Raw genomic sequence first — 22,029 nt, 5'->3', positions numbered from 1 at the left:
ATCGGTGGGGATGGGCATGTCGGACGAAGACTCGCTGGACTTTGCCATCGTGATCTACCGCGAGGAGGGCCGCTGGGAAGCGGAGATGCTCCCGGTGGCACTCACCTCGGATCTCGACGGCCTGATCCACGCACTGCGCCAGCAGCCGAGCATGAACGGCACGATTGGTCTGGTTGCGGTGGGGGATGAGTTCTTCGTGGCGCTACGGGTGTTTGGCGAGCGGGTGGAGGTCTTCCTCTCCGACATCGCCGCGTCCTGGGACTTCCCGCTCGCGCAGCAGGCGCTGGAATACCTCGACGTGCCGGTGCCCGACGAGGACGAGCTCGACGAGATCCTCCAGGAGGAGGAGACGGCGCTCCCCGCCGGGGACCTGTCGATCTTCGCTGACCTGGGACTCGACGAGATGGAGCTCGGGATCCTCTCCGGGGACATCGACCTGCTCCCCGAAGACGTTCTGTCCAGCATCGCCGCGCGGCTGGGATTCTCCGAGCCGTTCGAGCGCGCCATCGACTCTGTGTTCGGCTGACCTCGGGAGATCGGCCATGCCCTCCAGACCATCCGGCAACAGCGTGTTCTCCGCAGCCTTCGTCCGCACCTCCGGCGGATGGAACGGCGCGGAGGTCGATCTCGGCCACGTCGAGATCGTCGACGACATCGGCGACGCCGTTCAGGAGCATCTCGGGCTCACCGGTGACGAACTCGCCCTGCTGTGCGTGGAGGTGGAGGACGAGTGGTTCGCGATCGTCCGCTACCAGGGCGACCTGGAGCCCCGCACGTTCCTGTCCGACGCGCATGCCGGTCTCTCCGACGATCTCGGGGAGCTCTTCACCGAGCTGGCCGGGGTCGCACTGGACAAGGACACCCCCGAGCTGGGCGTACGGCCGGCGGGTGACTTCGAGCTCCTGAACGACCTGGGAGTGAGCTCCGAGGAGCTCGTCGAGCTCAGCATGGAGGAGGGCGCCCTCCCGGGGGACACCCTCTCGGTGATCGCCGAGCGCCTGGCCTTCGCGGACGAGCTCGACCGGCTGCGGTGACAGGCGTCGCGGTGACGGACGCTGCGGTGACACCGCGGTGACGGACTACGTCCCGGCGATGCGGCTGGCTCTGGCGCAGGCCGCGGCGGCCGGTCTCCGCGGTGAGGTGCCGGTCGGCGCGATCGTCCTCGACGCGGGCGGATCCGTGCTGGCACAGGCGGGAAACGACCGGGAGTCCTCGGTCGATCCCACCGCGCACGCCGAGGTGCTCGCCCTGCGGGAGGCCGCGAGAGCGCTCGGGCGGTGGCGGCTGACCGGCTGCACGCTGGTGGTCACCCTGGAGCCCTGCACCATGTGCGCGGGGGCCTCCGTGCTGGCCAGGGTCGACCGCATCGTCTACGGCGCCGTCGACGCCAAGGGCGGGGCCGTGGGCTCGCTCTGGGACGTGGTCAGGGACCGCCGTCTCAACCACCGCCCCGAGGTCGTCATGGGCGTGCTGGCCGACGAGTGCGCGGAGATCCTCACCGAGTTCTTCGCTGTTCGCCGGATGCGCGAGCTATAGCGGTTATCCGGTAAGCTGCTCCGCGGTGGAGTCGCCTAGTGGCCGAGGGCGCACGCCTCGAAAGCGTGTGATGGGGCAACCTATCCGTGGGTTCAAATCCCACCTCCACCGCCACTAAAAAAAAGAGCCTCTGACCTGCACGAATGGGTCAGGGGTTCTTCGCATTTCACGATCACGGGGAAACGGGCCCCGGACTCGATCATGGAATGCGGTTCCGGCGGTGTCACCTTCCGTACGGAAGGCAGAACGCGGCATCTCTCAGAAAGAGAGCCGATGCGAACGGGCGCGTGATCTACCGCGGGCTGAGGACGTCGGTCTTGACCCCCGTCAGATCCAGCCGGAGGCCATCAAGGACAGCGCCTTTTCCGACGGGGTGCCGACCTCGGGTTCGCACGTGAAGATGTACAGGTCGGCGTCGACGACGAACAACGTCTCGCACTGCAGGGTCAAATCTCCCGCTCCGCTGTAGCGCAGGTGCAGGGGGCCGGGCCTTTTCAGTCGCACGTCGTGACGCGTCCACAGCTCGTGGAAGTGCCTGCTCTCGCTCGAAAGCTCCTCGACCAGCTCGGAGGCGAAGGAGTGGCCGGAGACTCCGGTCGCGGCGCGAAGGTGAGCCACATGGATGGCGGCTTCCTGCTCCCACTCCAGGATGCCCTCGCGTGCCACGGGGTTGAGAAAGAGCATGCGCAGGAAGTTGTCGCCGTGCTGCAGCCCTCCATGGAGGAGGGTGCCCAGGTGGTTTCTGGCCAGCACGTCCATACGGCGGTTGAGCGCGATCGCCGGCCAGTGCAGCTTCTGGACGAGCTGCAGGGCCCTCGCCTCCGTGGGATCCGCGGCCGTTTGCCGGCCGGTGGAGGGGTTGGCGAGGCGGTGCAGGTATTGGGTGGCTTCCGCATCGAGTTGAAAGACCTGTGCCAGAGCCTCGAGTACACGGTGGGAGGGGTGCGGCACCCGGCCCTGTTCGATCCGGATGTAGTAGTCGCGACTGATCCCGGCCAGCTGGGCGGTCTCTTGGCGACTCAGCCCCGACGCGCGCCGCCGGCCGTCCGGCTGGAGCCCTGTCCGTTTGGGGGGTGTCACCTTCCTGCGCGCGGTAAGGAACGCGCCCAGCTGTCGCCCATCACGCATTTCGCCAGGTTACAGCGGGCGGGTGAACGGCAGGGACGGCTTCCCCGCCCCGCTGCTCGGTGCGGGCGACCGTCGGCGGGAGCGAACGGCCGCCCCCAGGGTGTCGCAGCTCTATGACAAAAAAGTCCACTTATGTCTCGCATGTGCGGCTGTTAGCGTCCAACCGGAATTGCAGTTCCGGTCCAACCGAGGACGGGGTGGCCGTGCTTTCGCCGTGGCGGAACACGGAGGACGGCGAGATCGGTCAGAGCTGCCGTCTACGGCCATGAACGTCGGCCGCGGCATCGCCACACGCTCACAAAAGATCTTCTCCGCCGCACGCGGAACCCCCAGGCCGGCCCGACGACGCCTTCGGACGTGCTCGAACGCCCGGTCCCCCTCTTCGCGACGCCGGAAGACACGATGAGGAGAAGATGATGACGACAACGCAGACGCCCAAACCGGCTCCCGTGATGGCGGACTACGAGCGGATGATGTCCATGGTCACCGGTTTCTGGGTGAGCCAGGTGATACGCGCCGCGGCGGTGTTCAACATCGCCGCGCACGTGGCCGACGGGCGGACGACCGCCGAGGAGATCGCCAAGGCGGAGTCCGCCGACCTGGACGCCCTCCGGCGACTGCTGCGCAGCTGGGCGTCGCTGGGGCTGCTCTCCTCCGAAGACGGTGTGCACTTCGCGAGCACGAGCCTCCTGGCCACCCTGCACCCGGACACCCCGCACTCCCTGCACCACCTCGCCCTCTCCCAGGCGGCCCCCGGCCACTGGCAGCCCTGGGGCCGGTTCCCCGACGCCGTCCGTACCGGAGCGACGCAGGGACCGGCCGCCTACGGAAGCGAGGTCTGGGACTACCTGGTCAACAACCCGGACGAGGCCCACTACTTCACCCGGTCGCTGGCGAACATCACCGCGATGACCAACGCCGAGGTGGCCCGCCAGATCGGTGGGGCCGGTCTGACCGTGGACGTGGGCGGCGCGGACGGCTCCCTGATCCGCGAACTCCTGCGGAACCACCCCACCATGCGAGGCGTGGTGCTCGACCGTCCGGACGTGGTCCCGGCCGCGCTGGCGGCGGCCAAGGCGGACGGCCTCGCCGACCGGTTCGACGTCGTGGGCGGCGACTTCTTCCAGGAGGTTCCCGCCGCCGACCTCTACCTGCTGCGATACATCATCCACGACTGGAACGACGAGCAGGCCGTCCGCATCCTTGCGAACTGCAGGAGGTCACTCAACGAGGGTGGCCGGGTGACCGTCGTGGAACTCCTGGTCGGGCCGATCGGCACCCCCGGGCTCGCGCCGGTGATGGACGCCAACATGCTCGTCATGACGGGAGGACGCGAGCGCGACCTCGCCGAGTACGACGCGCTCTTCACTCAGGCAGGGCTTCGCCGGACCCGGGTGGCCGAGGCGGGGAACATGGTGGTCATCGAAGCCGTGACCGCCTGACGACGCAGAGAGTGCGTGGTCGTCGAGGCGGGAGTCCGGCGACCGTGCTGAAGGCGCCCCCGAGGGGCGCCTTCAGCGGATCTCCCGTTGGGAGCCCTGGGCCGGAGCCGTTCGGCCGGGCCTGGACCGTCGCTCTTACCGGCGATGATTCAAATCTTGTTAGATCATGTTCGGCGAGCCGGGTGGGTTCGAATCCCACTTCCATCATTGAGAGGACCACCGATCCGCGATGGCGGGCGGGGGCGCTCTCACCGTGTCTCAGCCCTCGGAGGGCAGGTCCAGGACCCGGGCGTGCAGGACCGAGCGCTGGTGCAGGGCCGAGCGCAACGCGCGGTGCAGGCCGTCCTCCAGGTAGAACTCGCCGCGCCACTGGACCACGTGGGGGAACAGGTCGCCGTAGAACGTGGAGTCCTTGGCGAGCAAAGAGTGCAGGTCGAGCACCGCTTTCGTGGTGATCAGCGTGTCGAGCCGGACCTGTCGCGGCGGTATCTGCGCCCACTCGCGATGCGAGAGACCGTGTTCGGGGTAGGGCCGTCCATCGCCGACCAGCTTGAAGATCACAGTACGTAGTTTAGGAGAGATTCCCGCCCTATGCCTGATCGCCCTCCCCTGTCGCAGGTCATGGACTTCTTCAGATGCTTCCAGCGAAGGTGTCACACTTGGCGGGGTCGCCGGTCTCGTAGCCGGTGGTGAACCACTTGACACGCTGCGCCGACGTCCCATGGGTGAAGCCGTCCGGGTTCACCCGGCCCTGGGTGCGCTCCTGGATGCTGTCGTCGCCCACCGCCGAGGCCGCGCTGAGCGCCTCCTCGATGTCCGCCTTGGTGAACGGCTTCTCGAACACGCCGGTCTCGTAGGCGTTCTTGGCCCAGGCTCCCGAGTAGCAGTCGGCCTGCAACTCCAGCCTGACGGAACCGCTCTCCGGGCCCTGCTGTTCGCCGCTCTGGGCCTTCGCGCTGGTGCCGAGCAGGTTCTGTATGTGGTGACCGTACTCGTGCCCGATGACGTAGGCCTGGGCGAACGGTCCGCCCTTGGCCCCGAACTGGCTTTCGAGCTGCTTGAAGAAGCTCAGGTCCAGGTAGACCTGGCGATCGGCCGGACAGTAGAACGGGCCGACCGAGGCGTCGGCGGCGCCGCAGGCGGTGTCCACCTGGCCGGAGAACATGACGGTCTTGGCCGGCTCATATCCCTGAACGACCTTGGGCCAGTAGTCCTGGATGCTGTTGACCACGCCGACCACCCGGCACTCCTCGTTCTGGTCGGCGTCCTTGCCGGTCTTGCACTGCGCGCTGAGGTCGGAGGTGGGCCCCACCGCGGCCGGCTCGCCGCCGCCGGTTATGTCTCCAGGGTTGATCCCGAATATCAGCGCCACGATGAGCGCCACGATTCCAGCCGCACCGCCACCGACCGCGAGACCGCCACCGGGGATTCCACGACCGCGACTTTCGGTCTGTGAGCTGTCTAACTGGACATCATCCTTGAAATCCATCGCCGACGTCCCTTCGATCCGCTAGGACCCTCCGACTGCCCTCAGGAGAGCGGTACATGCCGATGGGTTCGGATACCTCCGGAGGAGACGTCACAGCGTCCTGGCTCGTGGGCCCGACGGCCGTCGGCGGACGGCGTGTCCGGCACCGTCCCGCCCGTCCGGTCATGACCGGACGGTTCCCTCCGCGTTGGCTCCCTCAGGTATTCCCCGAACGGCTTCCGTCTACGCCGTGACGTGGCAATCGCAGTGCTCAGAGCGGGTTCTGAGGGTGGTTCGGGAACTTCCGACGTTTCGGCACTTTATCGGCACTGGGGTTGGCCTATGTTCTGCGCGGCTCAGGGATTCTCCTGCCGCGCACCACACTCACGCGGCACGATCGCCCGCCATGGCCTGACCTGTGGCCTACCCGGAAGAGAAGATGAAGACGTCCCCACCGTGCCTGCCGCCTGCCGACCCACCGGCGACCCCGCCGCCGGACACGCCGCGGGAGCATCACCTCGGCACCCTCGTACGGGAGCATGAGAAGGCGTTGCTGGCGTACACCGAGAAGCTGCTGAACGACCACCACCTGGCCGAGGACATCGTGCAGGAGACCCTGGTCCGCGCGTGGCACCACGCGGACCGGCTGTACGACTCCGAGGGCTCGGTGCGCGGCTGGTTGCTCACGGTGGCCCGCAACCTCGTGATCGATCGCTCCCGAGGCGGTTTCCACCGCTACGAGGTGATCGGATCCGACACCCTGGACGTCGTGCAACGTGACCACGCGGACGCGGTGGTGGCCGCGGTGACGGTCACCGAGATGCTCGACTCGCTCTCGACGGAGCACCGCGAGGTGCTCGTCCACACATATCTGTGGGGGCGCACCGTCCGCGAGGCGGCCGAGGTCCTCGGCATACCGGTCGGTACGGCGAAGTCCCGCCAGCACTACGCGCTGAACTACCTCCGCAAGTCCGAGAGGTACAAGCGGTCGCCGACGGCGGTCCGCGCCTGACCCCACCGGGCCGCCCGCGCTCGGTGGCCATGCCGGGACCGTCGACACGGATCGTCCAGGGCCGGAACCATCAGGCGCAGGTCACGCCGGGACCATCGCCGTCGGGTCGCCGGGGCCGGAACCGTCGGGCGCGGGTCATGCCGGGGCCGTCCCCATCGGTGCCGGTCGCCGTCGCCGTGGGTCATCCCGGACCGTCGGGCGCGGGTCATGCCGGGATCGCCCCCATCGGTGCCGGTCGCCGCAGGTCACGCCGGGACCGTCACCGTCAGGCGCAGGAGCGGGATCTCCACGGAGCCGTCCGGAGCGGCCCGCCAGCGCCAGTGGGCGCCCTGGGCGTCTCCGCACACCAGGGCGGTCCAGCCGGCTCCTCCGGGGCCGCACAGGGCGAGGAGGTCCGCCGCCTCCTGCGCCGTCGGCGTACCGGAGGCGACCAGCAGCGCCTCCAGCGGATGGAGGCGGGCCGCCGCCCGCAACGTGCCGGCCTCGCGTGCGGTGGCCGAGGCGCCGGCCGGGCGCGGGTCGAAGCGTTCGATCCGCCGCATGGCGCCGGGAAGGGCGACGGCGGGACCGCCCGTCGTCTGGAGTACGGCGACCGGTACCGCGGGCTTGCTGCGCGCGACCTCGGCCAGCAGCCCCTGCACCACGTCGCGGGCCACCCCGGGGTCGCCGGTGACGCTCAGCACCCCGTCCAGCCGGCTGAGGTCCACGAAGACCTTTCCACCCTGCTCGTCCACGCCCACCGCCACCAGGGACGGCGAGGGGAGCTGCGGGCCGGTGCCGTACGCGGGCTGGGCGGGCGGCGCGAAGGCGCCGGCCGGACGGCGCCAGCGCGCCTCGCCCAGATCCTGCCAGGGCGCCGGCGGGGCGTCCGCGGTCGCCACCCAGGCGGTGACACCCGCGTCGTCGACGGAGACCGCGTGGACGGCGTGCCCCTTCCGGGCGGTCAGTTCGGCCACCGCCCCGTGGGCCGTTCGCAGCGACTCCCCGTCCCCGGCGAAGGCCGCCGCCAGCGACGTGCGGAACCGCAGCCTGCGTGCCCGGCGGACCGGGTCCCCGAGGCGCCGGATCGCACGCGCCATCGCGGCGAACAGGCGCCGCACCTGCTGCCTGGCCACGATCGCGGCGGTCAGCAGTGCCAGCAGGAACGCCCCCAGCCCCGCGAGCACGGCCCCGAGCGGGAGCACGATCGTGTTGGAGGCCTGCTGCGTGGGAGCCTGGGAGCCCTGCTGCGTGGGTGGCTGGGAGCCCTGCACGAAGGGCTGGGTTCCGGCCCCGTCCGGTGCCGTGCTCGCGGTGCCGTCCGGCTGTGCCGCGCCGTCGCCGCCGGACTCCTGGGCCAGCTGCACGTCGGGGCCGTTCGCGTCCTCCGGGAGCCGCAGGATCCAGCCGGGCCGCAGGTCGCCCGGGTCCGTCAGGGCGGTTCCGTCGGCCTGGGCCCGTCCGCGGTTGAGATCGAAGATCTCGCCTGCCCGGTTCCCGTCGCCCAGGGTGCGCGCGGCGATGAGGGCCAGGTTGTCCGGCGTGCCGCCGTTCTGCTCCGCCGTCCTCACCACGTACACCTTGACGACATCGGCGGCGCCGGCGGCGTCACCGCCGTCCGCGGCGAGCGCCGCCCCGCCGAGGTACAGGGCGGACCATACGGCCAGCAGCACGACGACGGCCGTCCGCCGCAAGGCCTGCCAACCCGGTCGCGTCCGCCCGAGTCCCGGCAGGGACTGGGGGATCGCGCGGGCGCCGCTCCTCAACATGTGGTTCCACCCATCTCCCGGAGCCCGCCGGGCTCCGTTCCGCCGCCGAGGGAGCCGGACAACCCCGGCCGCATCTCACCAGAGCACACGTGGCGAACGTGAAAAGGGTTCGACCCGATTTCACGCCCGCCTGAGCCTGTCCCGCAACGCGGAGAAGTCGTTGAGCAGCGCCGCGGAGGTCGAGGCGATCTCGTCGGAATCGACTGCGAAGTGAGGATGAACCTTTTGCTTCGAATGCTCCGTGTATGAGGGCAGGTTGGTTGCTCCGCATATTGAGAGCAGCACGGACCCATCACCCGGGGGGCCAGGTGCCGAGACGACACAACTCAGGCTTTGACGTGCTCGGAATGTCGCAGGACCCCACGCCCGGGGACCCTGAGGAGATCCGGCGCCTCGCGGACCGTTACCGGCAGATCGGTCAGCAGGCCGAGACCGCCAACAAGATCCTGGGAAGCGGCGGCGCCGTGGAGCAGGGAAGCGGAAAGGCCATAGACGCGCTGCGCAAGCAGCTGAAGTCCCTGCCCGACAAGCTGGGCAAGACGGCGCAGTCCTTCTCCGAGGCCGCCTCCGCGTACGAGACCTATGCCAAGCAGCTGGAGGACGCGCAGTCCACCGTGGACCGGGCGATGGACCAGGCCGGGCCCGTGGCGGGTACGGCCGGCCAGACCGCCCCCACGCTCGCGCCGGACGCCACCGCGGAGCAGAAGGCCGACGCGGGCCGTCAGCAGGACGGCATCGACGCCGCCCAGCAGACCATGTCGGCCGCCAAGCGCCTGGCGGAGGACGCCAGGAACCTTCGCGAGCAGGCGTCCCAGCGGGCGGGACAGGAGCTTGACGACGCGGCGTCGAAGGCGATCCCCGAGCGCGGCTTCTTTCAGAAGATCGCGGACTTCTTCGCGGACTTCCCGTTCGTCAAGATCCTCCTCGACATCCTGATCGCCGTGGTCGCCGTCTTCTTCCCGGTGGCCGGTTTCATCCTCGGCGCGGCGTTATTCGCCTTCCAGACAGCTCAACAGATAGCCACCGGGGACTTCAAACTCGGCGACTTCGCGGCCGGGCTGTTCGCCCTCGTCCCGGGTGGCTCCCTCATCAAGCTGGGCGGCAGGGCGGCCACCGTCGTCGGCTCCAAGATCGCTCCCACCCTGGTCAAGGGGGCCTCGGAGTCGGGCGGTTTCATCAGTACGGCCTCCGGGAGCATCACCAAGTTCACGGAGACGATCACTAACTCCAAGGCCGTATCGGTCGTTTTCAAGAGTCCGGCCGGAAGCGTGGCCACCGGGGCGGTCGGCGAGTTCGGGCAGAAGGTCGCCGAAGAGGCGGTCGTCAAGAAGCTCAACGGCGACGAGATCACCGCTGGGAACCTGCTGGCCGGCGCCGCCGCCGGCGCCGTGGTCGGCGCGGGCTTCAAGGGAGCAGGCGCCGCGAGGAAGGGCGAGTTCTCCGGAGGAGCCTTCACCCCTCCGCCCCGCCCTCCCGCCGGTGCCGCGGCGAAGCCCGACGCGCCGCCGCCGACCAGTCTGCGTGACAAGGCCGTCGATCAGGGGACCGGCCTGATCCAGGAGGGGGCCTCCGCCGGTACCAAGGTCGGCGTCGCGGTCTCGGAGGGAGCGGATCCCAAGGACGCGCTCCTCAGCGAGGCGAGCAACTTCCTCCCGGGGGCGGTCGGCTCGGTGGGCAAGCGCGGCGCCTCGCAGGGGCTGGACTCGTTCATCCCGATCAAGGGCACCCCACCGCCCGGGATCAGCGGTTCTCCCGCCCCGGCCGCGACCCCGGACCTCACTCCGTCGGCGACCCCGGACCTCACTCCGGCCGCGAGCCCGGCCCCGGTTGTGACCCCGAACACAACTCCGGACTCCACCCCGGCCGCCTCCACGACCCCGGACTCCACCCCGCCCGCGTCCACGACCCCGAACTCCACCCCGCCCGCGAGCCCGACTCCGTCCACGACTCCGGATTCGTCCGCGACCCCGGACTCCACCCCGGGTTCGTCCGCGACCCCGGATTCCACGCCGGACTCCACTCCGTCCGCGAGCCCGACTCCGTCCACGACTTCAGATTCGTCCGCGACCTCAGACTCCACTCCGTCTGCGAGTCCGGCCTTGGATTCGTCCGCGACCCCGGACTCCACCCCGGCCGCGTCCGCGACCCCGGACTCCACCTCGGATTCGTCCGCGACCTCGGATTCCGTCCCGGACTCCACTCCGTCCGCGAGACCCACTCCGGCTCCAACCCCGGATTCCACTCCGAGCCCGGCTCCGGCGCAGGAAGCGGCTTCATCGGCACCGGTCCCCTCCCCGCCAACACCGACGTCAGCCTCGGTATCGGCCCCGAAGATTCCGGCACCGACGTCGGGGTCGTCCTCGCAGACACCGGCACCGGCCTCGTCGGCGACCGGCCAGGTCTCCCCGGCGGTCACCGAGCCGCAGAACATCCCCCTTCCCCCCTCACCGACCGCTACCTGAGCTTTCACCCCAGCCTGGCCATCCCGGTCCGGGCCCCAAATACCGCCACCGCCGGTGGACGGATGGACAGCAAGGAGAAACCCCATGCCCAACTTCGCAGTCAACTCCGACGAGACCGCCTCGACCTCCGCGGCGCTGCTCAACGACTTCTCCACGTTGCAGGACAAGCTCACCGAGGTGCGCGGCAAGATCCAGACCCTGCTGGCCCAGGGGTACAGCACCCCGGCCGCCCAGCAGAAGTTCCAGCCCTTCTTCGACGAGTTCGCCCGGGGCTTCGACCAGGTGAACCAGTCGCTGCAGGGCATCGGCCAGTACGTCAAGGCCGTCGGTGACGCGTTCTCGCAGACCGACGAGCAGCTGGGTTCCAACCTGTCCTAGCGGAACCGCCGCTGTGCTCCCGGGGCTCCTGGGCCCCGGGAGGCGCCACGGCTGAGTCCCGGAAGGCGCCACCGGCCGCCCGCGTATCGTCACCGCGTCCGTGCCACCGCTCCACCCACAACCGCACCACGTGCAATGCGTCACCGCATCGCTCGCAATCGCACCGCATGCAACACACCGCCGCACCAGTCGCAAACGCCACATGCAACGCACCACCGCACCACCCACAACGCGCCACCACACCACTCACATACGAGGGAATCGATTGCCGTGCGTTTGAACGTCAGCGTCCGGGACCCGCAGGACGAAGGGACCTCCACGGCCGTCGCCGTGGACACCGAACCCTCCGCGCAGGTGGGACGGTTGGCCGTGGAACTGGCACGGGCCGTGGATCTCGGCGGAGCCGGGAGCACCTCGGGCACCGGGCCGGTCCTCTACATCGGTTCCGATCCGATCGACCCGGAGGCCACCCTGTACGCCGCCGGCGTGCGCGACGGCCTGGATCTCGGGCTCGGCGCCCCCGTGCACAGGGAGCCCGAGCCCGAGGGGTCGGCGGAGCTGAGGGTGGTCAGCGGACCGGGAGCCGGAACGTCCTTCCGGCTGCTGCCCGGCGAGTACGAGATCGGCAGTGCCGCCACCTGCCGGATCCCGCTGTCTCCCGGGGCGCCGGCGATCGCCGCCCGGGCGCGCGTCCGGGTCGACCACACCGTGGAGGTGACGGCGCTCGATCACGTCCTGCTGGACGGCAAGGAGCTGTCCGGCACCGCCGACTGGCTTGAGGGCAGTCAGCTCGCCGCCGGTGACACCCTGCTGGAGCTGGCCCTCCCGACGACCGTCCGGGTGCCTCTCACCCCCGCGGCGGACGGGCTGGGCCTGGAGTTCAACCGGCCGCCCCGCTTCCGCGCCGACCGCGGCAGCGCCCGCTTCCGGCTGCCGAGCGCGCCGATCAAGCCGGAGAAGCGGGCCATCCCGCTGCTGCCGATCCTGCTGGTCCCGGCGGGCGGCGCCCTGGTCTCCATCCTGGTGACGGGCAACTGGACGTTCATCTTCCTCGCGCTGCTGTCACCGATCGGCGCGCTGGCGACCCAGTTCGGCAGCCGCAAGCAGGCGCAGGTCAGCTACGAACAGAAAGTCCGCGAGTACGAGGACTCCCTGGCGCGGGTCCGCGCCGACGCGGACGCCGCCGTACTGCGGGAGCAGAACCTGCTCCGGCTCTCCCATCCCGACCCGGCCTCCCTGCTGCAGACGGCTTCGGCGCCCTCGGAACGGCTGTGGGAGCGCCGATGGCAGGATCCCGACTTCCTCGAGGTACGGGTGGGCACCGCCGATCTGCCCTCCTCGCTGACCGTCGAGGATCCCGCGCTGGACGAGCACCGTCGCATCACGGTGCCGTGGCTGACCCAGGTTCCCGTGTCGATCCCGCTGCGCGGCGCCGGGGTGACGGGTGTCGCGGGTCAGGACGCCGCGAACCTGGCCGGGTGGATGGCGGCCCAGGCCGCGGCCCTGCACAGCCCCGCCGACCTGCGGATCCTGGTGCTGGCGGGTCCCGACGGTGAGAAGGACTGGTCGTGGGTGCGCTGGCTGCCGCACTGCCAGCCCCAGAACGAGGACGCCTACGCGCTGGTCGGCAGCACCGCCGACTCGATGGCCCGCCGGATCGGCGAGCTGGGGCAGCTGGTGGCCAACCGCGTGGCGGCGGGTCCCGGGGTGCCCCGGGGCGGCACCGCGGGCTCCCCGGACATCCTGGTGGTGCTCGACCAGGCTCGCCGGGCGCGGTCGCTGCCGGGAGTGGTCGCGCTGCTGAGGGACGGCCCGTCGGTGGGCGTCTACACGATCTGCCTGGACCGCGAGGAGCGGTTGCTGCCGGAGGAGTGCACCGCGGTGGTGGCCACCGGTCCGGAGGGCGTCCGGGTGCGCACCGGCCCGGGAGCGCCGCCGGAGAACGTCCGCGTGGACTCTCCCGAGCCCGGCTGGTACGAGAACCTGGCCCGGGCCATCGCACCGCTGCGAGGCGTCGGGGACAGCGACGAGAGCGCGCTCCCCGGATCGGTGCGGCTGCTGGACCTGCTGGGCGTGGAGCCGCCCACGGCCGGCGCCGTCGCCGCCGGCTGGGCGTTGACCGGTCGCAGCACCCGGGCGGTCCTGGGCGCCGGATATGACGGCGAGTTCTCCGTGGACCTGGTCCGTGACGGGCCCCACGCGCTGGTGGCGGGGACGACGGGCTCCGGCAAGTCGGAGCTGCTGCAGACCCTGGTCGCCACGCTCGCCGTGGTGAACCGGCCCGACGAGATGACGTTCGTCCTGGTCGACTACAAGGGCGGCAGCGCCTTCGCCGAGTGCGCGGACCTTCCGCACACCGTCGGCCTGGTCACCGACCTGGACACCCACCTGGTGGAGCGCGCCCTGGTCTCCCTCGGGGCCGAGCTGCGCCGCCGCGAGCAGGTCCTGGCGGAGGCGGGCGCGAAGGACATCGAGGACTACCTGGACAAGCGGACGCGGGGCGGCGATGTGCTCGGCCCGCTGCCCCGGCTCCTGCTGGTGATCGACGAGTTCGCCTCGATGGCCCGCGAACTCCCCGACTTCATCGCCGGCCTGGTCAACATCGCCCAGCGGGGCCGCTCGCTCGGCATCCATCTGGTGCTGGCGACCCAGCGGCCCACCGGCGCGGTGACGGCGGACATCCGCGCCAACACCAACCTGCGGATCGCGCTGCGCACGACCGACGCCGGCGAGAGCCGCGACATCATCGACGCACCCGACTCCGGGAGCATCTCCTCGGGCACCCCGGGACGGGCGTACGCGAGGCTGGGCCCGGCGGTGTTGCTGCCCTTCCAGGCCGCCCGCGTCGGTGGCCGCCGACCGGCCGGCGCGGTCGCGGCGTCGACGGAGACGCCCGTACGGGCCCACGGCGTCAGCTGGCGGGAGCTGGGCGGACCGGTGCTGCGTAGCGCCAGGACCGGCAGCGTCGCGAGTACGCAGGAGGCCGTCACGGACCTGGCGGTCCTGGTCGAGGCCGTCGCGGACGCCGCGCGGACGGCCGGCGTGCCCCGGCAGCCCAGTCCGTGGCTGCCGGCCCTCCCGGACGTCCTGCAGTGGACCGAGCCCGCCGGGCCCAAGCCGCCGGCGGACCGGGACGCGGCCCTGCCCGCCGTGGAGTACGGCCTGGTCGACCTGCCCGCCGACCAGGATCGCGCCGCCCTCGTCCTCGATCTCGACCGGTCCGGCCACCTGCACATCATCGGCTCGCCGCGCAGCGGACGGTCCCAGACCCTGCGAACCCTGGCGGCGGCCCTCGCCCGCGCCCACGCGGTGGAGGACGTCCACCTCTACGGCATCGACTGCGGCAACGGAGCCCTCAACGCGCTGACCGCGCTCCCGCACTGCGGCGCGGTCATCGACCGGAACCAGACGGAGCGCCTGGGGCGGCTGCTGGACCGTCTCACCGCCGAGCTGAGCGCCCGCCAGTCGCTGCTCGGCGCGCGCGGCACCGCCGACCTGGCCGAGTTCCGCAGGATGGCGCCGGTCGACGAGCGTCCGCCGCACATCGTCGTCATGGTGGACCGCTTCGAGGTCTTCGAGCGGGAGTTCGTCAGCTTCGACAACGGCAGCTACCTGGAGCGCCTGCTGCGCCTGCTGCGGGACGGGGCGGGGGTCGGCATCCACCTGGTGCTGGCCGGCGACCGCGTCCTGGGCTCGGCCCGTTTCGCGGGCACCACCGAGGACAAGATCGTGCTCCGGCTCAACGACCGCACCGACTACTCGACGGTGGGCCTCACCCAGAAGTCGGCCCCGTCCGACCCGTCGCCCGGGCGGGGCATCAGGGTGCGGGACACGAGCGAGGTGCAGATCGCGGTCCTCGGCTCGGATCTCTCCGGTACGGCCCAGGCGTCCGTCCTCATCGCGCTGGGCGAGGAACTGGCGGTGCGCGAGGCCGACGTCCCGACGGCGCGGCGGCCGCTGCGCCTGGACGTGCTTCCCAACCAGATCTCGTACCAGGGCGCGGTCGCGCTGCAGGTGAACCCCGGGCCGATGCGACCCCTGGTCGCCATCGGGGGCGACACCCTGACCGCGCTGGGTCCCGATCTGGCGGACGTGCCGACGTTCGTCGTCGCGGGTCCGCCCCGTACGGGACGCAGTACGGCGCTCGTCACGATGGCCCGCTCCCTGCTGGAGCAGGGCACCGGGCTGATCGTTCTGGCGCCGCGGCGGTCGCCGCTGCGCGACCTGGAGGGCGCGCCGGGGGTGGCCGCCGTCTTCACCGACTCCGAGGTGTCCGCCGGCGCGTTCCGCGCCGCGCTCGGCAACGTGCCGCAGGACAGCGCCGTGATCGTCGTGGACGACGCGGAGCTGTTCATGCAGTCGGAGATCGACGCCGACCTCGCGCTGCTGGCCCGAGGCGGAGCCGGAAGCGGGTGGGGCCTCGTCCTCGCGGGAAACGCCGAGGCGCTCTCCTTCGGGCTCGCCGGCTGGATCGGGCAGGTCAAGCGGAACCGCGCCGGGATGCTGCTCTCCCCGCAGAGCCTCAGCGACGGAGAGGTGATCGGCGTCAAGGTCTCCCGTGGCCTGGTCGGTCAGGCCCCCCAGCCCGGCCGGGGCCTGATGCATCTCGGTGACGGGACTCTGACCACCGTGCAGGTGCCGAACACGGCACTCACGGGGTGAAAACGGCGCGAACCGCCTGATGAATGACCGCGGGGCCGACCGGGATGATCTTCCGGTCGGCCCCGTCGTCATTCGGGACGATCTCCAGGGTGGTCCTGCCGTATCCGGGACGATCTCCCGAACGGCCTCGCCGCCATCCGTGCGGGGGAGTCGAGCCCGTTCGGGTCGATCCGTGCCGGCGCGGATTCCGCGGTCCGCGCGCACGAGACCCGGGTCCGCTCGGGCCGGGTGTGTAACGGCGCGGATTCCGTTGCCGCCGGCACGCACGAGGCCCGGGACGTTCAGGCCCCGGCGGGTTGCTCGGCGGGGAGGAAGCGGAAGGTGCCGCTGATCGCGTCGAACAGCTCGTAGACGTCCGCCGCGAGCGGGAGGTTGGGGCTCGCGCAGGTGACGATCAAGTAGTCGCCCGTCGACCCGGGGATGGGGACCACGGTGTGCATGGTGAGCATCCGGACCGTGATGTCGGCGGCGATCTGCGCCTCCTCGGTGCCGGTGATCCGGGCGACCTGCCCGATGTTCGGAAGGGTCACCGCGGAGACGGTCCGGTCCGCGCCGGCCTTGGATCCCCCCGTACCGCCCGGCGACAGCTGGGCCGCGAGCACGGGCAGCGTCAGCTCGCGTCCCGGCGGAGCGGTGACGGCGAAGACCATCGCGTAGGCGAGGAAGAGCCCGTCTTCGAAAATGGTGGCCGTACCGGCGGCGAACAGGGCGCCGTGCCGGCGGGCGGCCCTGCTGACCTCGCGGGCCTGCCGGAACATGTCGTTGATCGTCGCCTTCTCACGCGGACTTTCGGTGAGAGCCAGGGCGGCGGCGCGGGTCTCGGCGAGGACGCTCCCGGAGAGGTCGAGATCGGCCCAGGACTCGGGTACGTCGAGCACAAAACGGTCGACGATCGCCATCAGTTGCCTTCCAGGTGGGCCACGGCCTTGTCGTCGGTGTCCTTGAACTGCTCCAGGATCTGGTCGACGGCCTTCTTGATCGCGTCACACTGCCGGTGCAGCTGCTCGCGACCGTCGTTCCAGCGGCGCTCGAAGTTGTCGCCCTGGTCGATCAACGGGTATCCCACCGCCCGGTCCAGGTCGATCCCGGACTTGTCGGTGTCGATGTTGTCGAGTACGAACCCGAGCGATCGCGACACCTCCTCGAGATCCGATCCCGGAATATTGATGTCGGCCATCGTGCCTCCCCCGTGCGGTCATGCGTAGCGTCTCCTGCGAAACACGTAAGGCGGGACGCGGGGGTTCACAAAGGGTCGTGTCCCCTTGAACCAAATAGGCCGTTTCTCCGTGTTCCGCAGGTGACACTCGAAAGCAACAGCAGCACGGCGCGCAGGCCGTACGTCCGCGCGCTGGTCGCGACCGTTCTTCTCTGCGGCCTGGCGGGCGCCTCCGGCTGCGGCAAGACCCTCACGATCGGCGACGCCGCGCCGGCTGCCAGCTCCCCGGCGGCTCCTGCGGCCCCGGCCGCTTCGCCCCCCGCCGCCTCGCCTCCGGCGGCCGACGGCGCCGCCCCGGCCGGCAACGGCGGCCTGCAGCTGGTCAACGGCTCGGCGGCGGACAACGGGCTGAACGGCAACGGCGGCTCGGTGGTCGGGGCGGCCGTACAGGAGCAGCCGCCGATCTGGGTGCAGCTCTCGGCCGTCAACTCCCCCGCGCTCGGCCCCCATCTGATCAACGTCAACCAGGCGACGCTCTACCGGTTCGACAAGGACACGGCCGACCCCTCGCAGTCGAACTGCGACGGTGACTGCGCCGTCACCTGGCCGCCGGTGACCATCAAGGAGGGCGGCAAGGTCTACGTGGCCGGTATCGAGCCGGCGCAGATCGGCGCGATCCGGAGGAACGACGGAGCGGTGCAGCTGACGGTGGGCGGGTGGCCCGTCTACCGCTTCTCCGGTGACGAGAAGCCCGGCGACGAGAACGGCCAGGGCGTCGGCGGCACATGGTTCGCGGTGGCGCCCGACGGCGCCAAGTCGGCACCGCAGTAGCCCGCCGTCCGGGGCGACGTATCCTGCCTTCGGCGCCCCGGACGTGCGGCTTTCCCCCGTTTTCCTTGTTTTCTCGTTTTTGTTGATTCCCCCACGCTTCCGCCCGTTCTCTCCGGTGGAAGCGTGGGGCTCAAGTCGCATAGAGGGATGAATCACCCATACTGGACACGGTTGAGGAAGTGACCGCGCTCCGGATTCTCCGTGAGCGAGCGCGGATGTCAGAGAAATCCGGTGCCTGGGAGTTGGGATGACGCCCACAGAATCCATGCGGGAGTCCGTGCGGTTCGCGGTCCTGGGCCCCGTACTGGGCTGGAGGGCCGATGCGGAGCTGGACCTGGGGCCTCCCCGGCAGCGGGCCCTGCTGGCTGTGCTGCTCGCCCGCGGCGGCCGTCCCACGGGCCTGGCTGAGATCATCGACGTCCTGTGGGGCGAGGATCCGCCGGACAGCGCGGTCAACGTGGTCCAACGGCACGTCGGGGAGCTGCGCCGGCTGTTCGAGCCGGGGCTGCCGCGCAGGGCGGTGGGGCAGTGGCTGGTGCGCAGCAGCGGCGGCTACCGGCTGAACGTCGACCCCGACACGCTGGACCTGCTCCGGTTCCGCCACCTCGTCGAGGAGGCCCGCCGGACCGCGCAGGACGTGCCGCAGGCCGCGGAGCTGCTCATCGACGCCCTGGAGCTGTGGCGGGGGCCGGCCGCCGAGGGGATCGCCGCCGGAGTGCGGGCGCACCCGGTGTTCATCACGCTGGATCACGAGTATCTCGCCGTGCTGAAGGAGGCGGCCGACACGGCGCTTCGCGACGGTCCCGTGACCCGGCTGGTGCCGATGCTCCAGCAGGCCGCGGAGCTCAACCCGTTCGACGAGCCGCTCCACACCCGGCTGGTGCTCGCCCTGGCGGCCACCGGACATCGAGCCGAGGCGCTCGACACCTACCGGGCGGCGTACTCACGACTGGTCGAGAAGCTGGGCATCGGTCCCGGACCTGAGCTGCGCTCCGCCCACGAGCAGGTGCTCCAGCAGACGGCGCCCGAGGAACCTCCTCCGGCGCGGGTCACCGTGGGCGCGATACGGCCGGCCCAGCTGCCCGCGGACCTCCCCGCCTTCGCCGGTCGGCGGGAGGAACTCGCCCAGGTGCTCGACCTCCTCCCGGACGGGGAGCATCCCACGGCGGCCGTGGTGATCAGCGCGATCGGGGGCATGGCCGGGATCGGCAAGACCACCCTCGCGGTGCACTGGGCCCACAGAATCGCCCACCGGTTCCCCGACGGACAGCTCTACGTCAACCTGCGCGGATTCGACGCCGATGGGGCGGTCCTGGACCCCGCCGAGGCGATCCGCGGCTTCCTGGACGCGCTGGGCGTCTCTCCGCGGGACATCCCCGCCCGTCTGGACGACCAGGCCGCGCTGTACCGCAGCCTGCTGGCCGACCGGCGGGTGCTGGTCCTCCTGGACAACGCCCACGACACCAAGCAGGTACGGCCGCTGCTCCCCGGCGCGCCCGGCTGCCTGGCCATCGTCACCAGCCGGCACCGGCTCTCCGGCCTGGTGGCCGCGGAGGGCGCCCGCTCGCTCACCCTGAGCCTGCTCTCCGACGCGGAGGCACACGAGTTTCTGACGCTGCGGCTCGACGCGGAGCGGGTGGCGGCCGAGCCGCTCGCGGTACGGGAGATCACCACCCTGTGCGCCCGGCTGCCCCTCGCGCTGTCGATCGCCGCCGCGCGGGCGGTGACCCAGCCGGATTTCTCCCTCGCCTCCATCGCCGCCGAGCTGCGGGCGGCCCACGGCAGCCTCGACGCCTTCACCGGTGCGGACGGCATCGATGTCGGCGCCGTCTTCTCCTGGTCGTACCGGGCCCTCACCTCGCCTGCCGCCCGGCTGTTCCGCCTCCTCGCCCTGCACCCCGGCCCCTACTTCAGCGCCTCCTCCGCCGCCGCCCTCGGAGCCCTTCCTGCTCACCGGGTGCGTCCCCTGCTCGCCGAGCTGACCCGCGCCCACCTGCTCACCGAGTACGCCCCCGGCCGCTACACCTTTCACGATCTGCTGCGCGCGTACGCCGCCGAACGCAGCCGCGTCCAGGACACCGACAGCTTCCGCCGCGTGGCGCTCCACCGCCTGATCGACCACTACCTGCAGACCGCCTGCCGAGCGGCCCTGCTGTTCTCCCCGCACCGGGACGCGATCTTTCTGCAGGTGCCCGTTCCCGGGGCATTCCCGGAGAACCTCGCCGACCGCGAGCAGGCGTCGGACTGGCTCACCGCCGAACACGCCGTGCTGCTCGCCATCGTCGAGTTGGCCGCCGATGCCAGGTTCAGCAACCAGGCCTGGCAACTGGCCTGGGCGCTGGAACACTTCCTGGACCGCCGCGGGCACTGGCACGACCTGGCAGTCTCCCAGCGCACCGCGCTGAAGGCGGCACGGCGGCTCCCCGACCGGACCGGGATGGCACACGCCCACCGCGGCCTCGCCCGCGCCGAGGCCGATTTGGGCCGCTACGAGGAGGCCCAGCTCCACCTCGGCCGGGCGCTGGCACTGTTCTGCGAGGTCGGGGACGGCACCGCCCAGGCGCACACCCACCGCCAGTTCAGCTGGGTGCTCGAACAGCAGGCCAAATACGACGGTGCGCTCACCCACGCCCAGCAGGCCCTCGACCTGTTCCGGGCCGGGGGCCGGAGGGCAGGGCAGGCCGCGTCGCTCAACGCGGTCGGCTGGTATCACGCCCTGCTCGGCCGCCACGAGCAGGCCCTCATCCACTGCCGCGAGGCTCTCAGCCTGCTCGCGGAGCTCGGAGACCGCTACGGCCAGGCCGACACCTGGGACAGCCTGGGCTACGCCCACCACCACCTCGGCCGCTACGAGCAGGCCACCATCAGCTACCAGCGAGCCCTGGATCTGTACCGGCAGCTCGGCGTCCGCTACGGCGAAGCCGACACGCTCACGCGTCTCAGCGACACCCACCTGGCGGCCGGACGGCACGAGGAGGCCCGTACCGCCCTGGAGACGGCGCTGGCCAGTCTCGACGACCTCGGCCACCCCGACGCCGAACGGGTCCGCACCAGCCTGCGTACCCTCGGCGACTCTCCCAACGGCGCCGTGTCCTCCTCCTGAGAAACCCGCCGTCCACCGATCGACCCCCGCCGGCCCGTTCATGGCGGCCGAACGCGATGCTCGCCGGGCGAAGCGGCAGCTTCACGATCACCACTGCGCGTCAGTCAACGGCTTGGAAGCGCTTGAACGGTGAACCGCCCGAGAAGCCGCATCAGGCACGCCTGCTTTCAGAGTGAGCTCTCTCCGTGCTCTACCCGGCCCCGGGAACACGGGAGACTTCTGCTTCAGGGTGGTCAGGGTCAACGGACACTCGAACCTCTACCGCCGGGCCGCGACGACACCTCTTCGTTCCCGGGCCGGCTGCGGAACCAAGAGGGCCTCCCGGCATCGGACGAGGAACCGCCGCGTCGCGGCGGGGACCGTTCGCCCGTTGGAGACGTACCCCGACCGGTGATCAGGATGACGGGAGCCCGGTGAGCCAAGAGGCTCACCGGGCTCTGTGGTGGTCGGGGGGTGAGGCTCCCTCCGAGCACCCGACAGGGCGTCTTCTCATTCGAGGCGTCGCCGACTCGTCGTCCATCGGTAGATCGAGGCCGGCCGAACCCGGAAACTCCGGTCCGGCTCGGCCCTACCCCTCGACGGTGAAGTTGTCGCGTATTCCGAAGGTGTCGTGGTAAATGAAGAATTCGACCCTTTCCTGGTCGGTCATCTCTGCCAGCCCGACCACGTCCTCGAAGAATTTCTCGCGCGGTGCACCGGGAGTGAAGAGCAGCAGCATCGATACCGGCTCGCCCGACTCGTTCTTGAAGGCATGAATGCCGCCGGGAGGGACGTGCACGTATTCGCCCGGCTCTGTGGTCAGCCATTGCCGGCCGTCGTAGACGCGCATGCTGCCGGACAGGATGTACCACGACTCGGTCGTCGTCCGATGATAATGCGGATCGGGACCGGTCAGTTCGGGCCCGAATTCGTAACGGTGCAGGCCGAACAGCCCGTCGGTCGTTTTACCCGTTGACAGGTAATGCACGCGCGAGCCGTTCGGGTACACAAAGTCGGGTTCGCTGTTGTTCCGGCGCAACGTGGTGGTCAACTCGCCGTTGTCGCCGCGATACAGGGGTGGCGGATAAGTCATGTGGCGACTGTGCGCCGCGTCCATTGGAACC

Annotated in this window: 17 protein-coding genes and 1 tRNA gene; 11 read left to right on the top strand and 7 right to left on the bottom strand. The window is 70.7% G+C overall.

Features of this window, described 5'->3' with window-relative positions; translation table 11 throughout:
• The first annotated feature begins 16 nt into the window (after positions 1–16).
• From DKM19_RS46445 to DKM19_RS46430, 4 genes are all read left to right on the top strand, one after another.
• Entirely contained in the window at positions 17–526 is a 510-nt protein-coding gene (locus DKM19_RS46445; protein WP_204358542.1) for a tRNA adenosine deaminase-associated protein, read from the top strand.
• Positions 527–542: 16 nt separating this feature from the next.
• Positions 543–1,034, top strand: coding sequence for a tRNA adenosine deaminase-associated protein (locus DKM19_RS46440; protein WP_110704971.1), 492 nt, complete (start codon positions 543–545; stop codon positions 1,032–1,034).
• Between the two features lie 58 nt (positions 1,035–1,092).
• Positions 1,093–1,536, top strand: coding sequence for a tRNA adenosine(34) deaminase TadA (gene tadA, locus DKM19_RS46435; RefSeq protein ID WP_110706472.1), 444 nt, complete (start codon positions 1,093–1,095; stop codon positions 1,534–1,536).
• Positions 1,537–1,560: 24 nt separating this feature from the next.
• A tRNA-Ser gene (locus tag DKM19_RS46430) sits at positions 1,561–1,650 on the top strand.
• A gap of 213 nt (positions 1,651–1,863) precedes the next feature.
• Here the strand turns inward: DKM19_RS46430 and DKM19_RS46425 are convergent.
• Entirely contained in the window at positions 1,864–2,664 is an 801-nt protein-coding gene (locus DKM19_RS46425; protein ID WP_110704970.1) for a helix-turn-helix transcriptional regulator, read from the bottom strand.
• A 416-nt stretch (positions 2,665–3,080) separates the two neighbouring features.
• On the opposite strand from DKM19_RS46425, the gene DKM19_RS46420 reads away from it, so the two are divergent.
• On the top strand, positions 3,081–4,106 hold the full coding sequence (locus DKM19_RS46420; RefSeq protein WP_204358541.1) for a methyltransferase: 1,026 nt from the start codon (positions 3,081–3,083) through the stop codon (positions 4,104–4,106).
• Positions 4,107–4,364: 258 nt separating this feature from the next.
• Here the strand turns inward: DKM19_RS46420 and DKM19_RS46415 are convergent, their stop codons facing one another.
• Entirely contained in the window at positions 4,365–4,667 is a 303-nt protein-coding gene (locus tag DKM19_RS46415; RefSeq protein WP_089209095.1) for a type II toxin-antitoxin system VapB family antitoxin, read from the bottom strand.
• A gap of 70 nt (positions 4,668–4,737) precedes the next feature.
• Positions 4,738–5,595, bottom strand: coding sequence for a neutral zinc metallopeptidase (locus DKM19_RS46410; protein WP_110704969.1), 858 nt, complete (start codon positions 5,593–5,595; stop codon positions 4,738–4,740).
• Between the two features lie 418 nt (positions 5,596–6,013).
• Here DKM19_RS46410 and DKM19_RS46405 point away from each other — a divergent pair, with 418 nt between their 5' ends.
• The gene (locus tag DKM19_RS46405; RefSeq protein ID WP_110706470.1) at positions 6,014–6,586 is read left to right on the top strand and encodes a sigma-70 family RNA polymerase sigma factor; all 573 of its coding nucleotides are present in this window, start codon (positions 6,014–6,016) and stop codon (positions 6,584–6,586) included.
• Between the two features lie 245 nt (positions 6,587–6,831).
• Here DKM19_RS46405 and DKM19_RS46400 read toward each other — a convergent pair whose 3' ends face one another.
• Positions 6,832–8,334 (bottom strand): hypothetical protein, encoded by a 1,503-nt coding sequence (locus DKM19_RS46400; RefSeq protein WP_162642290.1) that lies wholly within the window; start codon positions 8,332–8,334, stop codon positions 6,832–6,834.
• Between the two features lie 347 nt (positions 8,335–8,681).
• On the opposite strand from DKM19_RS46400, the gene DKM19_RS46395 reads away from it, so the two are divergent.
• The 3 genes from DKM19_RS46395 (at position 8,682) to DKM19_RS46385 (ending at position 15,836) form a co-directional block, all read left to right on the top strand.
• Positions 8,682–10,796, top strand: a complete 2,115-nt coding sequence (locus DKM19_RS46395) for a putative T7SS-secreted protein (RefSeq protein ID WP_110704967.1) — start codon at positions 8,682–8,684, stop codon at positions 10,794–10,796.
• Positions 10,797–10,880: 84 nt separating this feature from the next.
• Complete coding sequence (locus DKM19_RS46390; protein ID WP_089209091.1) at positions 10,881–11,174, top strand: WXG100 family type VII secretion target; 294 nt, start codon at positions 10,881–10,883, stop codon at positions 11,172–11,174.
• A gap of 270 nt (positions 11,175–11,444) precedes the next feature.
• A complete protein-coding gene (locus DKM19_RS46385) occupies positions 11,445–15,836 on the top strand; it encodes an FtsK/SpoIIIE domain-containing protein (RefSeq protein WP_204358540.1) in 4,392 nt (1,463 codons plus the stop codon).
• A 281-nt stretch (positions 15,837–16,117) separates the two neighbouring features.
• Here the strand turns inward: DKM19_RS46385 and DKM19_RS46380 are convergent, their stop codons facing one another.
• Positions 16,118–16,735, bottom strand: a complete 618-nt coding sequence (locus DKM19_RS46380; RefSeq protein WP_110704965.1) for a hypothetical protein — start codon at positions 16,733–16,735, stop codon at positions 16,118–16,120.
• Complete coding sequence (locus tag DKM19_RS46375; RefSeq protein WP_089209087.1) at positions 16,735–17,013, bottom strand: hypothetical protein; 279 nt, start codon at positions 17,011–17,013, stop codon at positions 16,735–16,737. Before DKM19_RS46375 ends, DKM19_RS46380 begins: the two co-directional genes overlap by 1 nt.
• Positions 17,014–17,133: 120 nt before the next feature.
• On the opposite strand from DKM19_RS46375, the gene DKM19_RS46370 reads away from it, so the two are divergent.
• Positions 17,134–17,823 (top strand): hypothetical protein, encoded by a 690-nt coding sequence (locus DKM19_RS46370; protein WP_110704964.1) that lies wholly within the window; start codon positions 17,134–17,136, stop codon positions 17,821–17,823.
• Positions 17,824–18,070: 247 nt separating this feature from the next.
• Entirely contained in the window at positions 18,071–20,926 is a 2,856-nt protein-coding gene (locus tag DKM19_RS46365) for a BTAD domain-containing putative transcriptional regulator (RefSeq protein ID WP_204358539.1), read from the top strand.
• A 568-nt stretch (positions 20,927–21,494) separates the two neighbouring features.
• On the opposite strand, the gene DKM19_RS46360 is transcribed toward DKM19_RS46365, so the two are convergent.
• Entirely contained in the window at positions 21,495–22,022 is a 528-nt protein-coding gene (locus DKM19_RS46360) for a cupin domain-containing protein (protein WP_239513962.1), read from the bottom strand.
• Positions 22,023–22,029 lie beyond the last annotated feature (7 nt).

Origin of the sequence: Streptosporangium sp. 'caverna', from assembly GCF_003203775.1 — a bacterium.
GTDB lineage: Bacteria > Actinomycetota > Actinomycetes > Streptosporangiales > Streptosporangiaceae > Streptosporangium > Streptosporangium subroseum.
The sequence above is the reverse complement of the archived record's forward strand: the minus strand, read 5'-3'. Positions and strand labels throughout refer to the sequence as shown.